At 48.8% G+C, this 17,185-nt stretch carries 13 protein-coding genes; 3 read left to right on the forward strand and 10 right to left on the reverse strand.

The annotated features are described in order from the left end of the window. Positions 1-42: 42 nt before the first annotated feature. On the reverse strand, positions 43-1,227 hold the full coding sequence (locus tag MKY44_RS18570; protein ID WP_341009893.1) for an LLM class flavin-dependent oxidoreductase: 1,185 nt from the start codon (positions 1,225-1,227) through the stop codon (positions 43-45). Positions 1,228-1,776: 549 nt separating this feature from the next. Here MKY44_RS18570 and MKY44_RS18575 point away from each other — a divergent pair. After that, entirely contained in the window at positions 1,777-2,649 is an 873-nt protein-coding gene (locus tag MKY44_RS18575; RefSeq protein ID WP_341008118.1) for a helix-turn-helix transcriptional regulator, read from the forward strand. A 249-nt stretch (positions 2,650-2,898) separates the two neighbouring features. Here MKY44_RS18575 and MKY44_RS18580 read toward each other — a convergent pair whose 3' ends face one another. From MKY44_RS18580 to MKY44_RS18605, 6 genes are all read right to left on the reverse strand, one after another. Further along, positions 2,899-3,822, reverse strand: coding sequence for a hypothetical protein (locus tag MKY44_RS18580; protein ID WP_341008119.1), 924 nt, complete (start codon positions 3,820-3,822; stop codon positions 2,899-2,901). Positions 3,823-3,830: 8 nt separating this feature from the next. Continuing rightward, on the reverse strand, positions 3,831-5,198 hold the full coding sequence (locus MKY44_RS18585; RefSeq protein ID WP_091028694.1) for a nucleotide sugar dehydrogenase: 1,368 nt from the start codon (positions 5,196-5,198) through the stop codon (positions 3,831-3,833). 154 nt (positions 5,199-5,352) lie between these two features. Beyond that, on the reverse strand, positions 5,353-6,156 hold the full coding sequence (locus MKY44_RS18590) for a response regulator transcription factor (protein WP_341008120.1): 804 nt from the start codon (positions 6,154-6,156) through the stop codon (positions 5,353-5,355). Between the two features lie 274 nt (positions 6,157-6,430). Next, entirely contained in the window at positions 6,431-7,831 is a 1,401-nt protein-coding gene (locus MKY44_RS18595; RefSeq protein ID WP_210436946.1) for a glycosyltransferase family 2 protein, read from the reverse strand. A gap of 22 nt (positions 7,832-7,853) precedes the next feature. Then, positions 7,854-9,062: a HEAT repeat domain-containing protein gene (locus MKY44_RS18600; protein WP_091018251.1), complete on the reverse strand. Its 1,209-nt coding sequence runs from the start codon at positions 9,060-9,062 to the stop codon at positions 7,854-7,856. 26 nt (positions 9,063-9,088) lie between these two features. Further along, positions 9,089-11,314 carry a hypothetical protein gene (locus tag MKY44_RS18605; RefSeq protein WP_341008121.1) on the reverse strand — a complete coding sequence of 742 codons (2,226 nt, stop codon included), beginning with the start codon at positions 11,312-11,314 and terminating at the stop codon, positions 9,089-9,091. An 857-nt stretch (positions 11,315-12,171) separates the two neighbouring features. Between MKY44_RS18605 and MKY44_RS18610 the strand changes: the two genes are divergently transcribed. Further along, positions 12,172-13,416: a DNA polymerase IV gene (locus MKY44_RS18610; RefSeq protein WP_339782791.1), complete on the forward strand. Its 1,245-nt coding sequence runs from the start codon at positions 12,172-12,174 to the stop codon at positions 13,414-13,416. Continuing rightward, positions 13,413-13,754 (forward strand): YolD-like family protein, encoded by a 342-nt coding sequence (locus tag MKY44_RS18615; protein ID WP_341008122.1) that lies wholly within the window; start codon positions 13,413-13,415, stop codon positions 13,752-13,754. Before MKY44_RS18610 ends, MKY44_RS18615 begins: the two co-directional genes overlap by 4 nt. Positions 13,755-13,970: 216 nt before the next feature. On the opposite strand, the gene glsA is transcribed toward MKY44_RS18615, so the two are convergent. From glsA to MKY44_RS18630, 3 genes are all read right to left on the reverse strand, one after another. After that, on the reverse strand, positions 13,971-14,912 hold the full coding sequence (gene glsA, locus MKY44_RS18620) for a glutaminase A (protein ID WP_017687474.1): 942 nt from the start codon (positions 14,910-14,912) through the stop codon (positions 13,971-13,973). A 143-nt stretch (positions 14,913-15,055) separates the two neighbouring features. Further along, on the reverse strand, positions 15,056-15,538 hold the full coding sequence (locus tag MKY44_RS18625) for a GNAT family N-acetyltransferase (RefSeq protein WP_341008123.1): 483 nt from the start codon (positions 15,536-15,538) through the stop codon (positions 15,056-15,058). 263 nt (positions 15,539-15,801) lie between these two features. Next, the gene (locus MKY44_RS18630; RefSeq protein WP_341009895.1) at positions 15,802-17,037 is read right to left on the reverse strand and encodes an L-lactate MFS transporter; all 1,236 of its coding nucleotides are present in this window, start codon (positions 17,035-17,037) and stop codon (positions 15,802-15,804) included. Positions 17,038-17,185 lie beyond the last annotated feature (148 nt).

Here is a 17,185-nt window from a genome sequence, read left to right on the forward strand (position 1 = left end):
CTGTCCTCTCCGTTTTCGTATAAAAAGATTAGTTGAACTTACTTAGTTAGTAGTAACTTGATGCAGCTTCTGTCTTGTTTTCCATTTTTCGCGAATGATGGGCATCACGGTCCGTCCGAAGATTTCGGCCTCTTCCAGATGCGGGTAACCGGACAGAATGAAAGTCGTAACGCCCAGATCTCCATATTCCATCAAACGCTCTGCGACCTGTTCGGCTGTACCTACAATGAGAATCGCACCGCCGGAACGCACAACGGACAAGCCTGTCCACAGGTTGGGACCTACGACAAACTGCTGCTTCTCGGACAGTTCCCGTAGCTCGTTCTGTCTGCGTTGGTTGGTTGCATCCGTTTCGGCAAAAGCGGCTTTGGCTTTCTCAATCGCTTCTGGTGGTACTTTGCTAATAATCTCCCAAGCTGCTGCCCATGCTTCTTCTTCGGTATCCCGAATGAGTACCTGAGCACGCATGCCATAACGGAGCTGACGATCTTGTCCGGTTTCCTCTTTCACCTGCTGACGGATGACCTCAATCTCTTCGATCTGCTCCTGAATCCAGTCATGAGGCTCACCCCACATGAGGAACGTATCCGCATGTTCTACGGCGACCTTTTTGGCAATTGGAGAACTTCCTCCCAGATAGAATGGTGGATGCGGATTTTGCACCGTCTCAGGCATGCCTACCGGTCCTTTGAAATTGTAATACTGGCCGTTGAATTCAGGATTGGGATCACTGGGTGCGTCTGCACCAGATTTTGAACCACTTCCGGCAAACTCCGTCAGATTCAATCCTGTCGATTGGGTCCATGAACGTTTCATGACTTCCATATACTCGCTCGCGCGAACATACCGTTCATCATGCGCATGTGCCAGTGGATCGCCGAGTTCCTCCAGATCGCGAACAGAACTGCCTGTCACCACATTGATCATGGCGCGACCACCCGATAGCTGATCCAGTGCCGCTCCCATGCGTGCAGCGAGTACGGGTGTAACCAATCCCGGGCGAATAGCGACAAGGGGACGCAATGTCTTCGTGTGACTCATCACAGCCGAGCCGACCACCCACGCGTCCAGACAGGCTCCCCCTGTCGGAATCAGTACAAATTCGAATCCTGCCTTCTCCGCTGTCTGTGCCACATCGACCAGATAATCCAAACTCGGTTCCCGCTCCGGGGCAACCCCTACATACTTACCATCCCCTGCTGTAGGCAAAAACCATCCAAACTTCATCTCTTCCTGTTCGCTCACAAAAGTCAATCCCTTCTATGAATAAATAAAGTCTCATGTTAAAAAAAGTTACCGTTACGCCTCCTTGACGTTCCGGGTACGAATCGTTCTTCCGATCACTGTTATCCTTGAATTTTTTGATTCTCCTATTTAAAGGTAAAAATTCTAAGATAGCTTATGCTTCCGATGTAGCTTTCTTTCAGAAAGCTTTCAGGCGACCGCTTCTCTTCTTCAGAATCGATTTCGTCCCCTCCACTACGTTGGCATCTCTTGAAACTTATTTTTAAAGTGCGCCTAATTTCTAACTCATTTTCAAAGTACACACTCAAATGCCGATTAATTAACTTGGTTTAATAGGTATGGACATCATAACAATTGATTTGTCTGTGAGCAATGTCATTTCGCGGCAATTTCATTTTGTCATTTTGTGGTCTTTTCTCAGATTTAGGTCTTCCTGATCTTGAATATGTATAAAACCCACCTGTATAATAGGTTATAAGTGAAACTTTTAAAATCTACAAACGATACTTATACAATAAAGAGGTGTTCCTGATGACCGAGAGCATGAAGGAGGACCACCATGAGTTTTTGGATATTATTTTCTTCACTCCATCTGAATTCGAGAAAGCTGGTGGCGCCTGGCCGATTCGCATCGGCCGTAATATAGCCAAGACCAACTATCATATTGGCCCGCGTACTACGCCTTATCATTATTTGCTATTTGTGCTGGAGGGGGAAGGTACATTCATACAGAACGGACAGCGTCATACCCTTCGTGCCAGGGATGCGTTCTGTCTATTTCCGCATGTTACCCATGAGTACTGGACGGACCCCGAGGATACGTTGCAGAAAATATTTATTGCCTTTGATGGCGCACATGCAGCCGAACTGCTTTCCCGAATTGGACTTACACCCGACTCACCGTACCGTTCAGGTGTACTTACCCCGGAGACCGCAAGTGCCATGCGCGCATTTATGGAGGATGTTCGCAAACCGCAGGATGGAGCGAGTGATCTCGGACGACTCACCCGATTTCTAAACCTCTTCGACCGAATTGCCCGGTCCCCCGCAACCAAAGGATTGCAACCAGATTTAGCTACATCTTGGCTTCAGAAAGGCAAGGAATACATGGATATTCACTTTGCAGGCGGCATCTCCGTGGAAGGTGTATCCGCTCATGCGGGTGTGGATCGAACCCATTTTGCCAAACAGTTCCGCAAAGCCTATGGTCTGTCCCCTGTTCAATATATCCAACAATTGAAAATGAATCAGGCCAAACGCCTGCTGGTGCAGACGCCGCTAAGCTTAACTGAAGTGGCTCATTCCGTAGGTTACCCGGACTTATTCTCCTTCTCCAAAGCGTTCAAAAAACAAGTCGGTTTGCCGCCTAATCGCTATCGGACAGCGGAGAGCACGAAAGAGTAAGGGAGCGACCTTTCGCTCCCCAACCTATAACTCAGTCTCGTATACCATGCCTTGTGTACGATACCGCCTCAACCAAATTACAATGGACTCCTGAGTTTCATATCCTGCACATCATAGTGCTGCAAAACCCATTACGAAATCCAACAACAAAAAAGGCAAGCCCCATCTACCCGGGACTTGCCTTCTTTCTTATACTATAGTCTTGATCCATGCACTTGAAACCAACAACTTATTAACGCTGATCTAACGCTATTCCTTCTCCTCATCCTTGCGCGCAAGCGGAATACCGTTCTCCTTCGCATACCATGCTTCATAATGATGCACTGCCACACCTGCAAATGAAGAATGAGAGGTACCGAGATCAAACACCTTCGCCATCTCTTCATTCATATTGCTAACCGGTTTACGGAAAAAGGTCAGGTGATCCCCCTCGTGTGTATCCGCGAGTTCCGCTCCGATCCAGACTTTCTTGCCGAGATCATCCGCTTCGTCCAGTTCTTCCTTGGACAGATCATACATCTGCTGCCCACTGTCCCGATATGCCATAATGGCCACCGCATCGAAATGAGAGATCACCCAGCGACTGAATGTACCATCTCCTTCAGCCGACTGGCGGGCATCAAGCCAGAACGGAATGGCAGCGCTCATGTACAGTCCGGCATCCTCGCCGGCTTTTGTCCATGCCTTCATGTTGTTCTGCCACTCTGCAATGACGCTGCTCTCCTCGTTCTCCCAGCGCTTCAGCTGATACGGCTCCACATCCAGTTGAATACCTTGGAAGCGTTCATTCTTCGCAAAAGCCGCATTGTATGCTCGTACTCGCTCGATAAAAGCAAGCCCTTCATCCCGCTTCTCCTCATAGGCCCAGTCTGCATGACCGTTAAGTCCATGCACTTCAATCTCGGCCTGTCGGGCAGCCGCAATGAATTTGCGGTATGTTGCATCAGGCACCTCATCCTGGATTTGCAGGAAGATGGTATCCACGCCCTGTTCTTTGGAAAAAGCAATAATCTCAGGTGTCTGCTCTGCAATAATGGACGCGTCCCACAGCCAGGTCGCTTTATGCTCCTCCGCCTGGAACCATTTGAACATCCAGGACAGAAGCAGCAGGCACAACACCACAGCCAGAATGGCCCATTTCGCCATACCCACCAGCTTGCCCCGTTGCCTCATATATTTCCTCAGACGAGCAACGCTTCACTTGGTTCAAGCACAGGATGCTGTACCGAGTGACCAATCTTGTAGATATGCGGATGTGTGTACGAACGGAACGCATTACGTGTATCCAGAATCGGCACACCCATCTCGGCAATATCAAAGTAAGGCAAATCGCTGTGGTTGGTGATCAGCACGATGCAATCGTACTTCTTGAACTGCTCCAGATTGAATACTTCGCTGTGTACGGTCTCGCCATGCTTGTCCTGGAAGGAATCCGCATGTGGGTCGTAGTAGCTTACGTTAGCTCCACTTTCCTTGAACAGTTCATATACTTCCAGTCCTGGTGATTCACGCAGGTCGGCAATATTCGGTTTGTATGACATACCAAGGAGCAGAATATTGGATTTACGTACGGATTTAGCGTATTCGTTTAGAATCGTTGACGTTTTGTTCAACACATAATATGGCATGTTGTCATTGGTGGATTGCGCCAATTCAATGAATTTGCTATAGAAACGGAAGCCTTTTGCCTTCCATGACAGGTACATCGGATCAAGTGGAATGCAGTGTCCACCGATGCCTGGGCCTGGATAGAATGGCATGAAACCAAATGGTTTCGTTGCCGCCGCGTCAATAACTTCCCAGATATCGATGCCCATGCGGTCGCACATCATCGCCATTTCATTTACAAAGGCAATGTTCACGCTGCGGAATGTGTTCTCCAGCAGTTTGGACATCTCAGCCACTTTTGGTGAAGATACCGGTACTACGGTTTCTACATATTTGCTATATAGCGCTGTTCCGAGCTTCAAGCAAGCTTCAGTTGTGCCCCCGATTACTTTCGGCGTATTAAATGTGGTGAAACGTCCGTTCGACGGGTCCACACGCTCAGGCGAGAAGCAGAGGAAATAGTCTTTACCTGCTTCTTGTCCGATCTTGTCCAGCTGCTGCTGGATCAGTTCTTCAGTTGTACCAGGATAAGTAGTGCTCTCCAGCGTAATCAGCATGCCTGGTTTCATATGCAGTTTGATCTGATCCACAACCGTTTCGATGTAAGACGTATCCGGGTCCTGATTCTCACTAAGCGGTGTCGGTACGCAGATACTGAGTGCGTCGATCACGCGCAGCATGCTGTAATCTGTCGTTGGCTGGAAACGGCCGCTTTGCATTACTTTTTTCAACTCATCGGACGAAATATCGTGAATATAGGAATCTCCTTGATAGATACTTTCTACTTTGGACGCATCCAGATCAATTCCGATTACCGTGAAACCTTGATTGACCATTTCCACGGCAAGTGGAAGTCCTACGTAACCGAGCCCGACGACGCCGAGTACAGCTTCTTTATTTTCAATCGCATTCAGTAATGTGTGGAATTGTTGATTCTCCATGATATTCCCTCCGGGCAGTGTATTTGGTGGTGCTTAAAATCCATATAAATAGATGAGTGTCTGTGCTCTAAATGTTGCTCTAATCTATCTGATTCATAGTGTAAAAAAAGTACTTACTTTGCACTTCATACAATCAGCTTATTCAAGCTGTCTTCTAATGCAGGCAACGTCTGATTCGGGCATCCAGCTCTACAGGTGAGAACGGTTTGGTCATGTAATCATCGACTCCGCTGCGGAAGCATTGACTAATCGTCTGCTCGACACGTTGTTCAGTCAACACGACAATTTTGGGTGGCTGCTCCATCTCCAGATTTTGAATATGATGGATAAACGGCAGACCGTCGATGCCATACAGATTCAGCTCCGTGAGCACCAGGTCTGGTGTGACTTTCTCGATCAACTCCAGTGCAGCCAGTCCATCGACAGCTTCATAGGTTTCGTATCCCTGCATCTTCAACCTCAATTGCAGGAATTCGCGTACCGTAGGATCGTTGTCCACAATCAAAATTCGTTCCGGCTCTTCCGCCGTATTGTCCAGCGTGTAGATATGAATCTCCGACGAATCTACGAGCTTCGAGGACTCAGCCATATGCTGAATAGTTGCCTTCGAAGGGCGCTCCCCTTCCGGGAAACTGGCCAGTGTAATCTGTGGATCGGCACCGGGTACAGTCTCTTGCAACTCATGTTTGATCCGAAGTCCTTCATAATGAACTTCATCCAGTGACAACCCTGGCAGCAGGACGGCAATCGCCTGAGTGGCCCCATCCTTCCACACCTGGAAGGCTGTCCCGCTCGTCTGCTCCAGATGTGTCCTGACCTGCTGCTCAGGTTGAGAGTTTCCTGCACAATGGATGAACATTAAGCCGCATGTTTCGGCACCCGTTTCCTTCAATCCCTGTTCTACACTTCGGTACACATTAACGGCAGCCTCACGCTGCAATGTCGCCGTATTTGGCATGTTCTTTTCCACCCTTCTCCTCGATTATCTATATAAGTCCAAAAAATCTTATTTACACTGACACTCCGATGACAGAACAACCTTCTGAGCGCTGTTATCCCCAGTTTTTTGACCCCTTTTAAAAAAGGAAATCCGGGGATAAAGGTATGCTTTCGATGCAGCTTTCTTTCAGAAAGCTTTTAGGTGCATGCTTCGCTTCTTCAGGCTTTCTCTGCCCTCTCCGTTATCGTGTAAATGTCTAATTGGACATATAATTGCTTTGATTATTCTTTACCTAAGCGGCTTCGCTTGTTTTCTTCTCATCCTCGGACCAGCTTTGGCGTGTCATGGTACCCCATGAGTTGTTGTTTTGCATGAACTGCACATGTCCCTGCAATCTCCACAGTACGCCGAGCTGGTGGTAACCCACGAATTTCAACGCGGAGTAGACCAGCATTTTGACCAGATCGGAGAGCTTGTTGTAACGTTTGAAAGCAATCTCCTCCAGGACAAGTGCACCTACACTCAGCAGATAACCACTCACAAAGTTCAAAAGTCCGAACAGAACCAGAATCGGCCATTGTGTCATATCCAGAAGCACATATCCGGTGAGAGCCAGAAGTCCGGTAATCCGGAAATACGGGTTCAGCGCTTCAAAAAGGACGTTATATGGCATGGTCACCATACCCATAACCTTATATTTTGGATTGAACAACATGCCGCGATTCTCGATCATGTTCTTCAGATTCCCACGGCCCCAGCGCTTGCGCTGACTGGACAAAATTCGGTAGGAATCCGGTGCCTGCGTCCAGCATACGGCCTCAGGGCAGAAGGCAACGCGATACTTCAATTTGTTTTCCAGCATGTAACGGTGAAGTTTGATGATGATGTTCATGTCTTCCCCAGGATACCCATCCCGGTATCCACCCACGGCGATTACTGCGTCCTTGCGGAACATGCCGAAGGCACCAGAGACAATGATCAGACCGTTCATGTGACTCCAGCCAATCCGTCCGCCCAGGAAGGCTTTGAGATATTCAATCGACTGGAACATGGGCCAGATTTTGCGTGGCAGTGATACATCTTGCACTGCCCCGTTTTCAATTTTGCAGCCATTAGCGATCCTTACATCTCCACCGATGGCTACCGTCTCTTCCGGATTCTCCATATACATGCGTGCCATGCGGATCAGGGCATCCTTCTCCAGCAACGAATCGGCATCGATGGAAGAGATCAACGGATAATGGGACAGGTTGATCCCGGCATTGAGGGAATCGGCCTTACCGCCGTTTTCCTTGTCAATGACATACAGATCCGGGAACTCCGGGTTATGATAGATCCCACGAATTTTCTGACAGGCGATCTTGCCCCGAATCTTCGTATTGGGTACTGGCTTCAGCCGATATTCTTCCAACAGGATATTCAGTGTCGCATCACTGGAGCCATCATTCACAACAATGACTTCATACGTTGGATAATTCAGCGTCATCAGGCAGTTCACATTTTCAATAATCGTCAGTTCCTCGTTGTATGCCGGTACCAGCAGAGAAACGGAAGGAACCAGTTCCGAGCCTGACAATGTATTGTATTTGGAATAATGCGACCGTCGGAAGATCGTCCAGATGTTACGGAACGATAAGGCCAGAATGGAAAAATAGAGCGTATTTACAAAAACAACATAGTAGATTGCGACCATGCCGTAGATTAATAGTAGATCCCTAAGCAGTGTAATCCCCTCCTACCGTAGCGACACCTGTGCGTTTCTTGCTGGTTCTGTTCTCTCGGACAGGGCCAAAATAGCGATCGTACAGCAGTCTTTTTTTGTTATGTGCAATCATCTGCTCTACAGCTCTGTCATCGGTTCTCGTATGCTGCATGGTACTCTCAATCTGCTGCATCGCAATCTCGCGTTCAGCAACTGTACCTTGCACCGCAGCCTGACACAGCGCTTCGAATCCCGGTTCACCGAGCTTGCTCAGACTCTCCGCACTGTTATAACGCACTCTCCAGTCTTCATCCCGCAGCGCTTTGCGCAGCAATGGAATACTGCCAGATGCATGTTTCGAACCAAGCGCTTGTACCACTTCGGCCCGAACCTCCGGATCGGGGTCCTGGATCAGCTTCAGAATAGTCTCATCCCGGAGTGCCGGACTTGCGCTAAGATACAGCTTCACCGCCTCGGCACGTACATCCTGATGTTCTGCGCCTACCAGTCTGTCGAGTGCAGGCATCACTTCAGGTACAGCCTGTCCCCACATGGCAACCAGTCCGACTTTGACAAAATCAGGATTCCGGTCTTCCAGCAACTCAATTAGAATTCTGCTCGTATCCAGACTCGTTTCGAGCAGAATATCTGCTGCCAGATGGTGAATGGACTTACCTTTGGTTAACAGCAACGCCAGCATGTCTTTCAGTTCACCTTGCCGAGTCGTACATCTGGAGATGGACCGACCAATCATAATGGCCATCGGGCCCGGTTTCTCATCCTTCAGTAACTCCATCAAACCCGGAACGGCTTCGGGACAACGCATGCCACCCAAGCGATAAGCAGCATCAATCTGGCGACCGTACCGCAGACGGCCCAGTTCCTTCAGATCATGCTCTACGAATCCTGCTTCACGGCACAGTGCGATTAATTTGTCGCGATACTCACCCTTGAACTGGTCGATCCATTCAATCAGTCTGTCCTGAATGACTCTGCGTTCCAGCGGAGCCAGTTTGCCTGGTGGCAATTTGAGTGGACTATTCTCGGTCAAGGCTGTTTGCAGATAGGTGAAGTAGTCACGCTGCTTCAATTCATAAAACGCCGTCTTGCGTCGTTTGCCATTGTGGGACATTTTCATGGCAAACAATACGATGACGCCTACAACAACAAGTGCGATACAGATGTACAAAAACAGATAGGCCAAAGCCAAACTTGGAAACATGTGAAAAGGTCCTCCTTTATACTCATTTATTCGATCTGAAAACTAGGAATTTTTCCGTAGCTCTTCTTCATTTTTTCGTAGCTTAGCTTAAGCCGTTCACTATACTGCACCTGTTCCCAAGGCTGCCAGCTATATACCGACAATGTCTTCAGGTCCAGGGTCGTCTCTTCACCCCCAGGCCAAGATACGTTCTTCGTGGCGCGGTCCGTTAACCACGGAATGAGGGTAACGCCTTCCACAGCAACTGTGGAGAACTCACGTCCATTCTTGAGCGGTCCATAGTCGATCGCTTGCAGCGAACTCGGATCACCGAACCCAAGCAGCATCCAGGGAATTCGCATCTCCACTTGATTGCCGTTATACTGCCATGCCGTTAATGAATCCGTATCGGGCTGACCGGGAGCCGTCGTTCCCCGCTTCAATGTTCCGACCTTTTCATTCATGAACGGTTGAGCAGATCGGGTATCCGGCGGTGTCATCCTCAGGCTGACTGCCAGATTCCATGGGTGGAACGGATCTGCGGAGTCTGACTGCTGATCTGGTAGCATGTCGTATCCATCCTTGCCATACAGACGCTGGTTAAAGTCATAATCCTTGGCGATCTCCACCTGAGATTCTTCATCCTGCCCCAGTGTAATCACCGTCTCAAGACCATCACTGAGCGTCCGGCCCGGGAGTATCTTGTCAGGCTGGCTGCCTCCGGCAAGTGTATCTGTGCCAATTCGCAGCACCGTCTTCTCCGGGTCAAAAGGTTGATCCAAGGTCAGCCCAATATACAGATAGGCTTCGTCATGGGTCATCTTCATTTCCTGAATGCCGTCCACTTGACCCTGCCAAGTCGTGACCTCTTCATCCTTCAGATCATCCCAGTCATCCAGTGATCCGTCGATAGTCAACTGTTCCTGTTTACCGGGGTCCATGGCAAGCAGACCAAACATCTTCTCGTTTGTCAGCACGTTCAGCCAATATGCACGGCGATCAGCCGGGATTTCCAGTGGCATCGTGTTCCATGTTTTTTTGAACCATTCATCCTGCCACATGAACACAATTGCTCCCGAATACCCTTCATCATAGATATCCTGCGTCAGTGACGCGTCAATATCTCCCTGCTCTACTTCGTTATGTCCACCCTGATTCCGTCCTCCCATACCCAGATGGGAAATACCAAGAGAAGAGGGTACGCCATACTCCGTAATCATTACAGGCATATCGGAAAACTCGGCTTTAAGCTTGCGCAGATAACTTTTGTACGTGTTGTACTCACCGTTCTCATCCTTGATGGTTTGGAGCGTTTTATCGATATGGAACAGATCCGGGTAATACGGGTACACATGGTACGCTGCAAAATAACCTCCCTGCCATGCCTCCGGCTGAATATGTCGGGCATCCACACTGACGAGATCCTCTTCATACAGCGGCTCGCCGGGATGATCCAGCACATCGGTCGTTACCCAGTTGGTGAAGGTCATCGGATGTTCCCATCCGTACTTCTTCTCCAGGACCGCCGTATGATCCAGTAACTCTGCTAGCCAGTTCTCGAACGGTGACGCTTCTGGACTCGCCGAGAAATGAACTCCCTTGTACTGCGGCACGTCTGCATGTTTTGCGTTTGTGTTGTCTACCATCGCCGGGTCCCATTCCGTCCCTACATGCCAGGCCATCAGGTACTTTCCTGCATTCGTTTTGTATTTGCCGCTGGACTCTCCCTGCTTGGCAGGAATGTCCGCATCGCCATAGACAGCAGATACGGCCTTTTCAATCTCCTGCTTGAACGTCTGCTCAATATGCGCCGCATAGGCATCCTGCTTCTCAATTAACTCTTCTTCAGGTGACCATATGCCCTGTATAAAATATAACGGTTGCTCCCGGCCGCGGTTATATTCGACTAATGCGGAGTAGAAAATCGGTTCGTGAACCGTGTATACCCGGATTACATTGGCTCCCAGATCCTCGATCTGCTGGAACCACCGCAAGTAATCCTCTTTGGTCAGCGGGAATTCCCCCGGGTAATGCCCCGGTGAAGTTGCGCCCAGGTTGACACCTTTGACGAACATCTCCCTCCACGTTCCATCTGGCCCGTATTCCATGAACCGGTCTCCATCGGTCTTGAATTTCATCTCCGTGCCGTTCTCCGCTGTGTACGTATCGAGCTTGGGTTGCATATAGTGCCATCCGGCAAATATCCCACCGGTCACCACCACTGCTCCTGTCAACACCGTTAATAGCCAGCGTCTTCGTCTTTGTCTGCTCATGTCTTTAGATTGCTCACCTCTCTAATATGCATCCTGCTTCAACATCGAATGGTCCAACATGAAGTTTACGAATCATTCCGCTTCGGATGTCCGCTTGGTAGAGATGTCAGCGGTGTAGTTCTCACTATAGCGCTAAGACTCTGCATTTGTAACTAGGCTGATGGAAGCAAACATGAAATGGAACATTCTGCCCATAATTCGTAAAAAGCGCCATCAACTAGCACCCGAAAGCCTCCAGGATACGTCTGATTCCCAAACGCTAATATTTGCTGGAATCGCATGGATTAGATACCCTGCTGATCTTGCACTTCTGGAACCTTTATTGTTATGTGCAACGCGGGTACAGGCAACGTTTGCCGTTTGAACACATACCCCATTAAACGCGAGTTTTAATTTAAAGTTGCGGACCTTTTTACAGTATTAACCATAAAGATTACAAAATTGATACTATAGTCCGATAACGCATCAGCGATATTCCGCGTCACATCAAGGTTTTCTGAAAAATGCAGAAAATCAAAAAAGGACGTCAGTCCCCCTCTATAGGACTGTGCCCATTTATAACCCTTTTACAAAAAACCAAATGAACGCCCGGTCATCACCCGGAAGTCACGGATCTCTCACATTAAATGTAAAAAAGCACATCTTATTTCCTAATTTCTGCCTCTAATATAGCTAACCCATAATTGTGTCCAATTTGCAAAATAATTCCGGTTGCCGCATTTTGAATTGTCGGATATGCTTATAAAACAAGAACACTTGTTCCACACTGTAAATAAACTGTTAATTATCGATGTTCAAATGAAAATAATTGCTTCTTAACATAATAGCTTAGCATCACGAATAAGGAGAGAAGTCTTATGCCTCGCCAAGACAGACGTGTCATCATGCTGGCAGACTGCCAGTCATTCTATGCCAGTGTGGAGAAGTCTGCACATCCCGAATACAAGGACCGCCCCCTCGTAGTCGCGGGAGATCCGGCGCGCCGTTCGGGTATTATTCTTGCGGCCTGTCCACTCGCCAAGTCCTATGGAATTACAACAGCAGAACGACTGGGCGAAGCGCTCGCCAAATGTCCGGATGTTGTTGTTGTTCGCCCCCGGATGGCCGAATACATTCGGGTGTCCCTTCATATTACGCGTATCCTTCAGTCTTACACGGATCTGGTGGAACCCTATAGTATTGATGAACAGTTTCTCGATGTCACCGGAAGCCTGGATCTGTTCGGCAGCCCCGAGACGATTGCGCGCAGCATTCAATCGAGGGTGATGGAGGAGACGGGTGTGTACATTCGAATCGGTATCAGTGATACCAAGGTCGTTAGTAAGATGGCCTGTGATCTATATGCCAAAAAAGTCCCTGGAGGCATCTGCACACTGCCTCGCAAAGATCTGCCTTCAACCATCTGGGAGAAGCCTGTGCGAGACATGTTCATGGTCGGTTCCCGCATGGCGCAGCATCTCTACAAGATGGGCGTGCATACGATCGGTGATCTGGCCCAGACTCCACTGTCCCGACTGAGAGAACGTTGGGGTGTGAATGGCGAGGTACTATGGCGTATCGCCCGCGGTATTGACGATTCCCCGGTCAAACCCGGGACATATGCTCATCAGCAGCAGGGAATCGGACATCAGATGACGCTGCCCCGGGACTATGACTCCTGGGAAGATATCAAAGTGGTACTGCTTGAACTGGCGGAACTCGTCAGTCGACGTTCCCGGGACAAATCACTCATGGGCCATGTGGTCTCGGTTGGATGTCGCGGACAGGATTATGATCGGCCAACCGGTTTCTCCCGCCAGATGAAGGTGAATGAACCCACCAACATTACGGATGAAGTATACGATGCGGCAGCAGCTCTGTTCCTGCGCCATTGGGACGGATTACCCATCCGCCGCATCAGCGTGTCATTGACCGGACTTGTACCCGATTCTGAAGTACAGCTGTCCTGGTTCGATGACCGTGAACGTAAAAGAGAATTGGAACGTGCCACGGATGATATCAAGCGCAGGTACGGAGATACGGCCATCATGCGGGCATCCTCCCTCTGCTCGTCCGCGCAAGCCCATGAACGTTCTCATAAAATTGGAGGTCATTATAAATGAGTAAAAAATTGCAGCAAAACGGTATCTTCGAGTCCTCACGCATGATGCTCCCCGAACACCGGGAAGCCTACATTCTTCATCAGGAACAACTTGCTCCTCGTACCCGCCCATCCCTGGATGCCCAGGCCGCGGAAGAAATGTCCCGTTTGCTCAGCAACTCGATGATGCTTGGAGATAGGGTCACTATTACGTTGTTTCACGAACATGATGATATCCGTTACACGGGGCAAGTGCTTCGACTGGACCGTCCGGCCCGTACCCTCAGACTGCTGATGGAAGATGGGTCCCGGGATATTCAGATGAACCTCATTACAAATGTGGCCCTAGCCGATGACTGAAGGGAGATGTACCCACCCCGATGTTGTGGATATTCCATGATAGATGCAGCATAGCCGTTGCCATGCAGGACTGTCTTCCTACACTTCCAGGTGAATACCAAAAGCAGCCGACGAGACATATCCAGACCATTCACTTCGTTCTAAAGAAGCAAAATATCAGATATGTGATTCATCGGCTACATATAAGGGTAAAGCTTCTTTTTTCTGAAAAACTTCTTAGAAAAAGCTCCAGTCAAATTCCTTGGACAGACGCTCGAGCAGATGCACACCGGCAATACTGTTGCCTTTGCGATTCAGAGCCGGGCCAACAAGACCTATGCCGAATTGTCCCGGTACAAGGGTCAATATCCCTCCGGATACTCCACTTTTGGCGGGCAATCCAACCTCGATGGCAAATTCGCCTGATGCATTATACATACCACAGGTGGTCATGAAGGTTTTGGCAATCTGAACATAGCGACGAGGGATGAGTTCTTCTCCCGTAATTGGATCTGTTCCATTATAGGCCAGAACGAGTGACATTCGAGACAGATCTGCACACGTCACTTCAATGGAGCAATGACGGAAATACACGGCAAGCACGTCTTCAACGTCATCCTTAATGACCCCGTTGTGCTTCAAAAAGTAGCCAAGTGAACGATTCATATGACCGCTCTCCGATTCGGACTGGAATACCTCTTCGTTATAGCCCAGCTGATCATTATTCGCCAGTTTGCGGAAAAACTCCAGAATGCGGCGTGATTTCTCTTCCTTACAGTCTCCTCCAACAAGCGAGGACACCGTAATGGCACCCGCATTAATCAATGGATTAAATGGAATACCGGGTTCGACTAGTTCAAGCTTGATCATCGAATCGTAATCGTCGCCTGTCGGTTCTTTTCCTACATTAAAGAAAACCGCTTCTTCCCCATGATCCATCAGGGCCAGAATAAGGGTAAATACTTTGGAGATACTTTGCATCGTAAATGGGACACCGCAATCCCCTGCAGACACATGGTTCCCTTCGGCGTCCATGATATGTATACCAAGCTCATCCTGAGAGGCTTTGACAAGCTCCGGGATATAAGAAGCCACCTTACCTTGCCCGGTGTGCAAACGACTGGTCTCCAGCCACTCCGGCAGCAATGCATTCAGACGTTCCATGGTTGAATTGCTCATATGTCATCTCCTCCACATCTCCTATATAAGCAAGCATCTTGCATGAAATGTGCCTAGGTGAACCCATGCACCATGATGATAATGAGCTCATCTGCATCATACAAGATGCCCTATATTATCTGATTACCCTCAGAACAGTTCCTTTACCGCTTCGTTTGAAGATTTAACTCCAAAATCTCACCAGGAAGACCATCGTAATCACCTGTCCAGGTGGATACAAAGTTCTGTCTGGTCAAGATCCGGCGGGAAGCAGCGTTACCCGGATCAATAACTGCATAGAGGGATCCAATCCCTGCGGCTTGTGCCTGAATAATCAACCGTGAAGCTATGGATGTACCTTGGCCTTTGCCCCAATGTTCAGGCAGGATCATGTAACCTATCTCAGCCTTGGTCGGGTCCTCCTGATCCGGAATCAATTTGGCATACGCCACACCGGCACCATCTTCACTATATACTCGGTAATGTCCGCAAGCGGAACGCTCATTAAACTCCAGCATGGACTCGAATTGCGTTCTCGCCTCTTGCTCCGGTAGTGCACGTTCTGTAATCTGTTTCATCACTTCCATATTGGAAACCAATGCATAATAATCATCAAAATCAGGTTGTGTGTATTTAATGAACTTCATGATATGCCTCCTCTGGGGTACATAACTTATCTTGGTCTTGTTGAATTCACCTAGAGTATAACAGAAGCGAATGATGGAATGCACATAAGGCACCACGCTCGCTGGCAGCCAGATGGTCCGATAGTCCAACAGTCCGGCCGGCAATCTGGCAACAGTAGATACCAAAAAGCGGCCTCAACTGGAGACCGCTTTGTTTACTTTGTTTTTTAATTTGCTTTTTAAGATGAAGAAATATTCTCTGTTCCGTACTTCAGTGCATGTTGTTAGCTTGCACGTGATGAAGGGTTAAGGTTCATCTGTTTTTCACGTTGACGTGCGCGACGACCTTGACCTGGAGGGGTGATGATCAGTGCGAGCAATAGCGAGACAGCGCAGAGTACAGCAATTACGATAAAGGTTAGATGGAATCCGCCCAGCAGGGCGCTGATGAATGATCCGGCCAAAGCACCAAATCCAAATCCCTGATAGATCACACCATAGTTTTTGCTCTGATTTTTCAATCCGAAGTAATCGGCCACAATCGCCGGGAATACCGTAATGTTCCCACCGAAGCAGAATGCAACGGCCGCCACACAGGCGAAGAAGATCCCGAAGGTCAGTGGAACCAGACTAAGTGTCATGACGGCTACGGCTGTAACCAGCAGCGCTCCGGCGATGACCTTCATTCGTCCTACTTTATCCGACAGCGCACCAAGAATAATACGTCCTGCCGTGTTAAAGATCGCAACCATGGCCACTGCATTCGCAGCGGTTGCTACATCAAGTCCAGCCAGCTGTACACCGATATCTTTGACAATACCAATCAGATACAGGCCGCTCATACACGCCGTGAAGAAAATAACGAACAGCATGTACGCTTCTTTCGTACGCAGCATCTCTTTCACCGTGTAGTCATGACGTGCAACAACTTCTTTCGTTCCTACCTTGCTTGCCGGAGCCTGTTCACGAACAACAGCTTCACGGATCAGGAATGATCCCGCAACCACCAGAACCAGAACGATAATGCCCCAGTACATAAATGCCTGAGCAGGACCAACGGCACCAATCAATGCCGAGTTCACATATTTGAACAATAAACTACCGGTACCGAAGGCGCCGACCGAGATCCCTGAGATCAGACCTTTACGCTCCGGGAACCACTTGATCAGATTAGATAGCGACGTAATATACGCCGTACCATCTGCAAAACCAACAACAAATCCAGCCAAGATATACAACAGCGTTAATGAAGTGACTTGGGAACTCAGAATAAGACCCAGCCCGAGCACAACCCCGGCTACACGGATCAGGCGTTGAAGACCCCAACGTTCCTGCAACCGTCCTGCAAACAATGTGGCAAATGCCAAAGCAAAACTGGTAATTGAAAAAGTTATCGCGACCGAGCTGACGTCCCATCCGAAACGATCAGACAACGGTTGATTAAATAAACTCCAAGTATAGATGGTTCCAAGACCCATTTGTACAATGATGGTCCCCAAAACAATAAGCCAGCGGTTCATTTTTGTAGGTGCAAATGTTGATTCAGGTGTTGATGAAGCTGATGAAATTGCTGCTTTCATCGTGATCTCCCCTTTGCCGATGTCATATACATGAATGCGTTCACAAGCTAATCATACATGAAAGGGGATTCATTACACCGTTTTGAGC

Origin of the sequence: Paenibacillus sp. FSL R7-0026, from assembly GCF_038004485.1 — a bacterium.
GTDB classification, from domain to species: domain Bacteria; phylum Bacillota; class Bacilli; order Paenibacillales; family Paenibacillaceae; genus Paenibacillus; species Paenibacillus xylanexedens_A.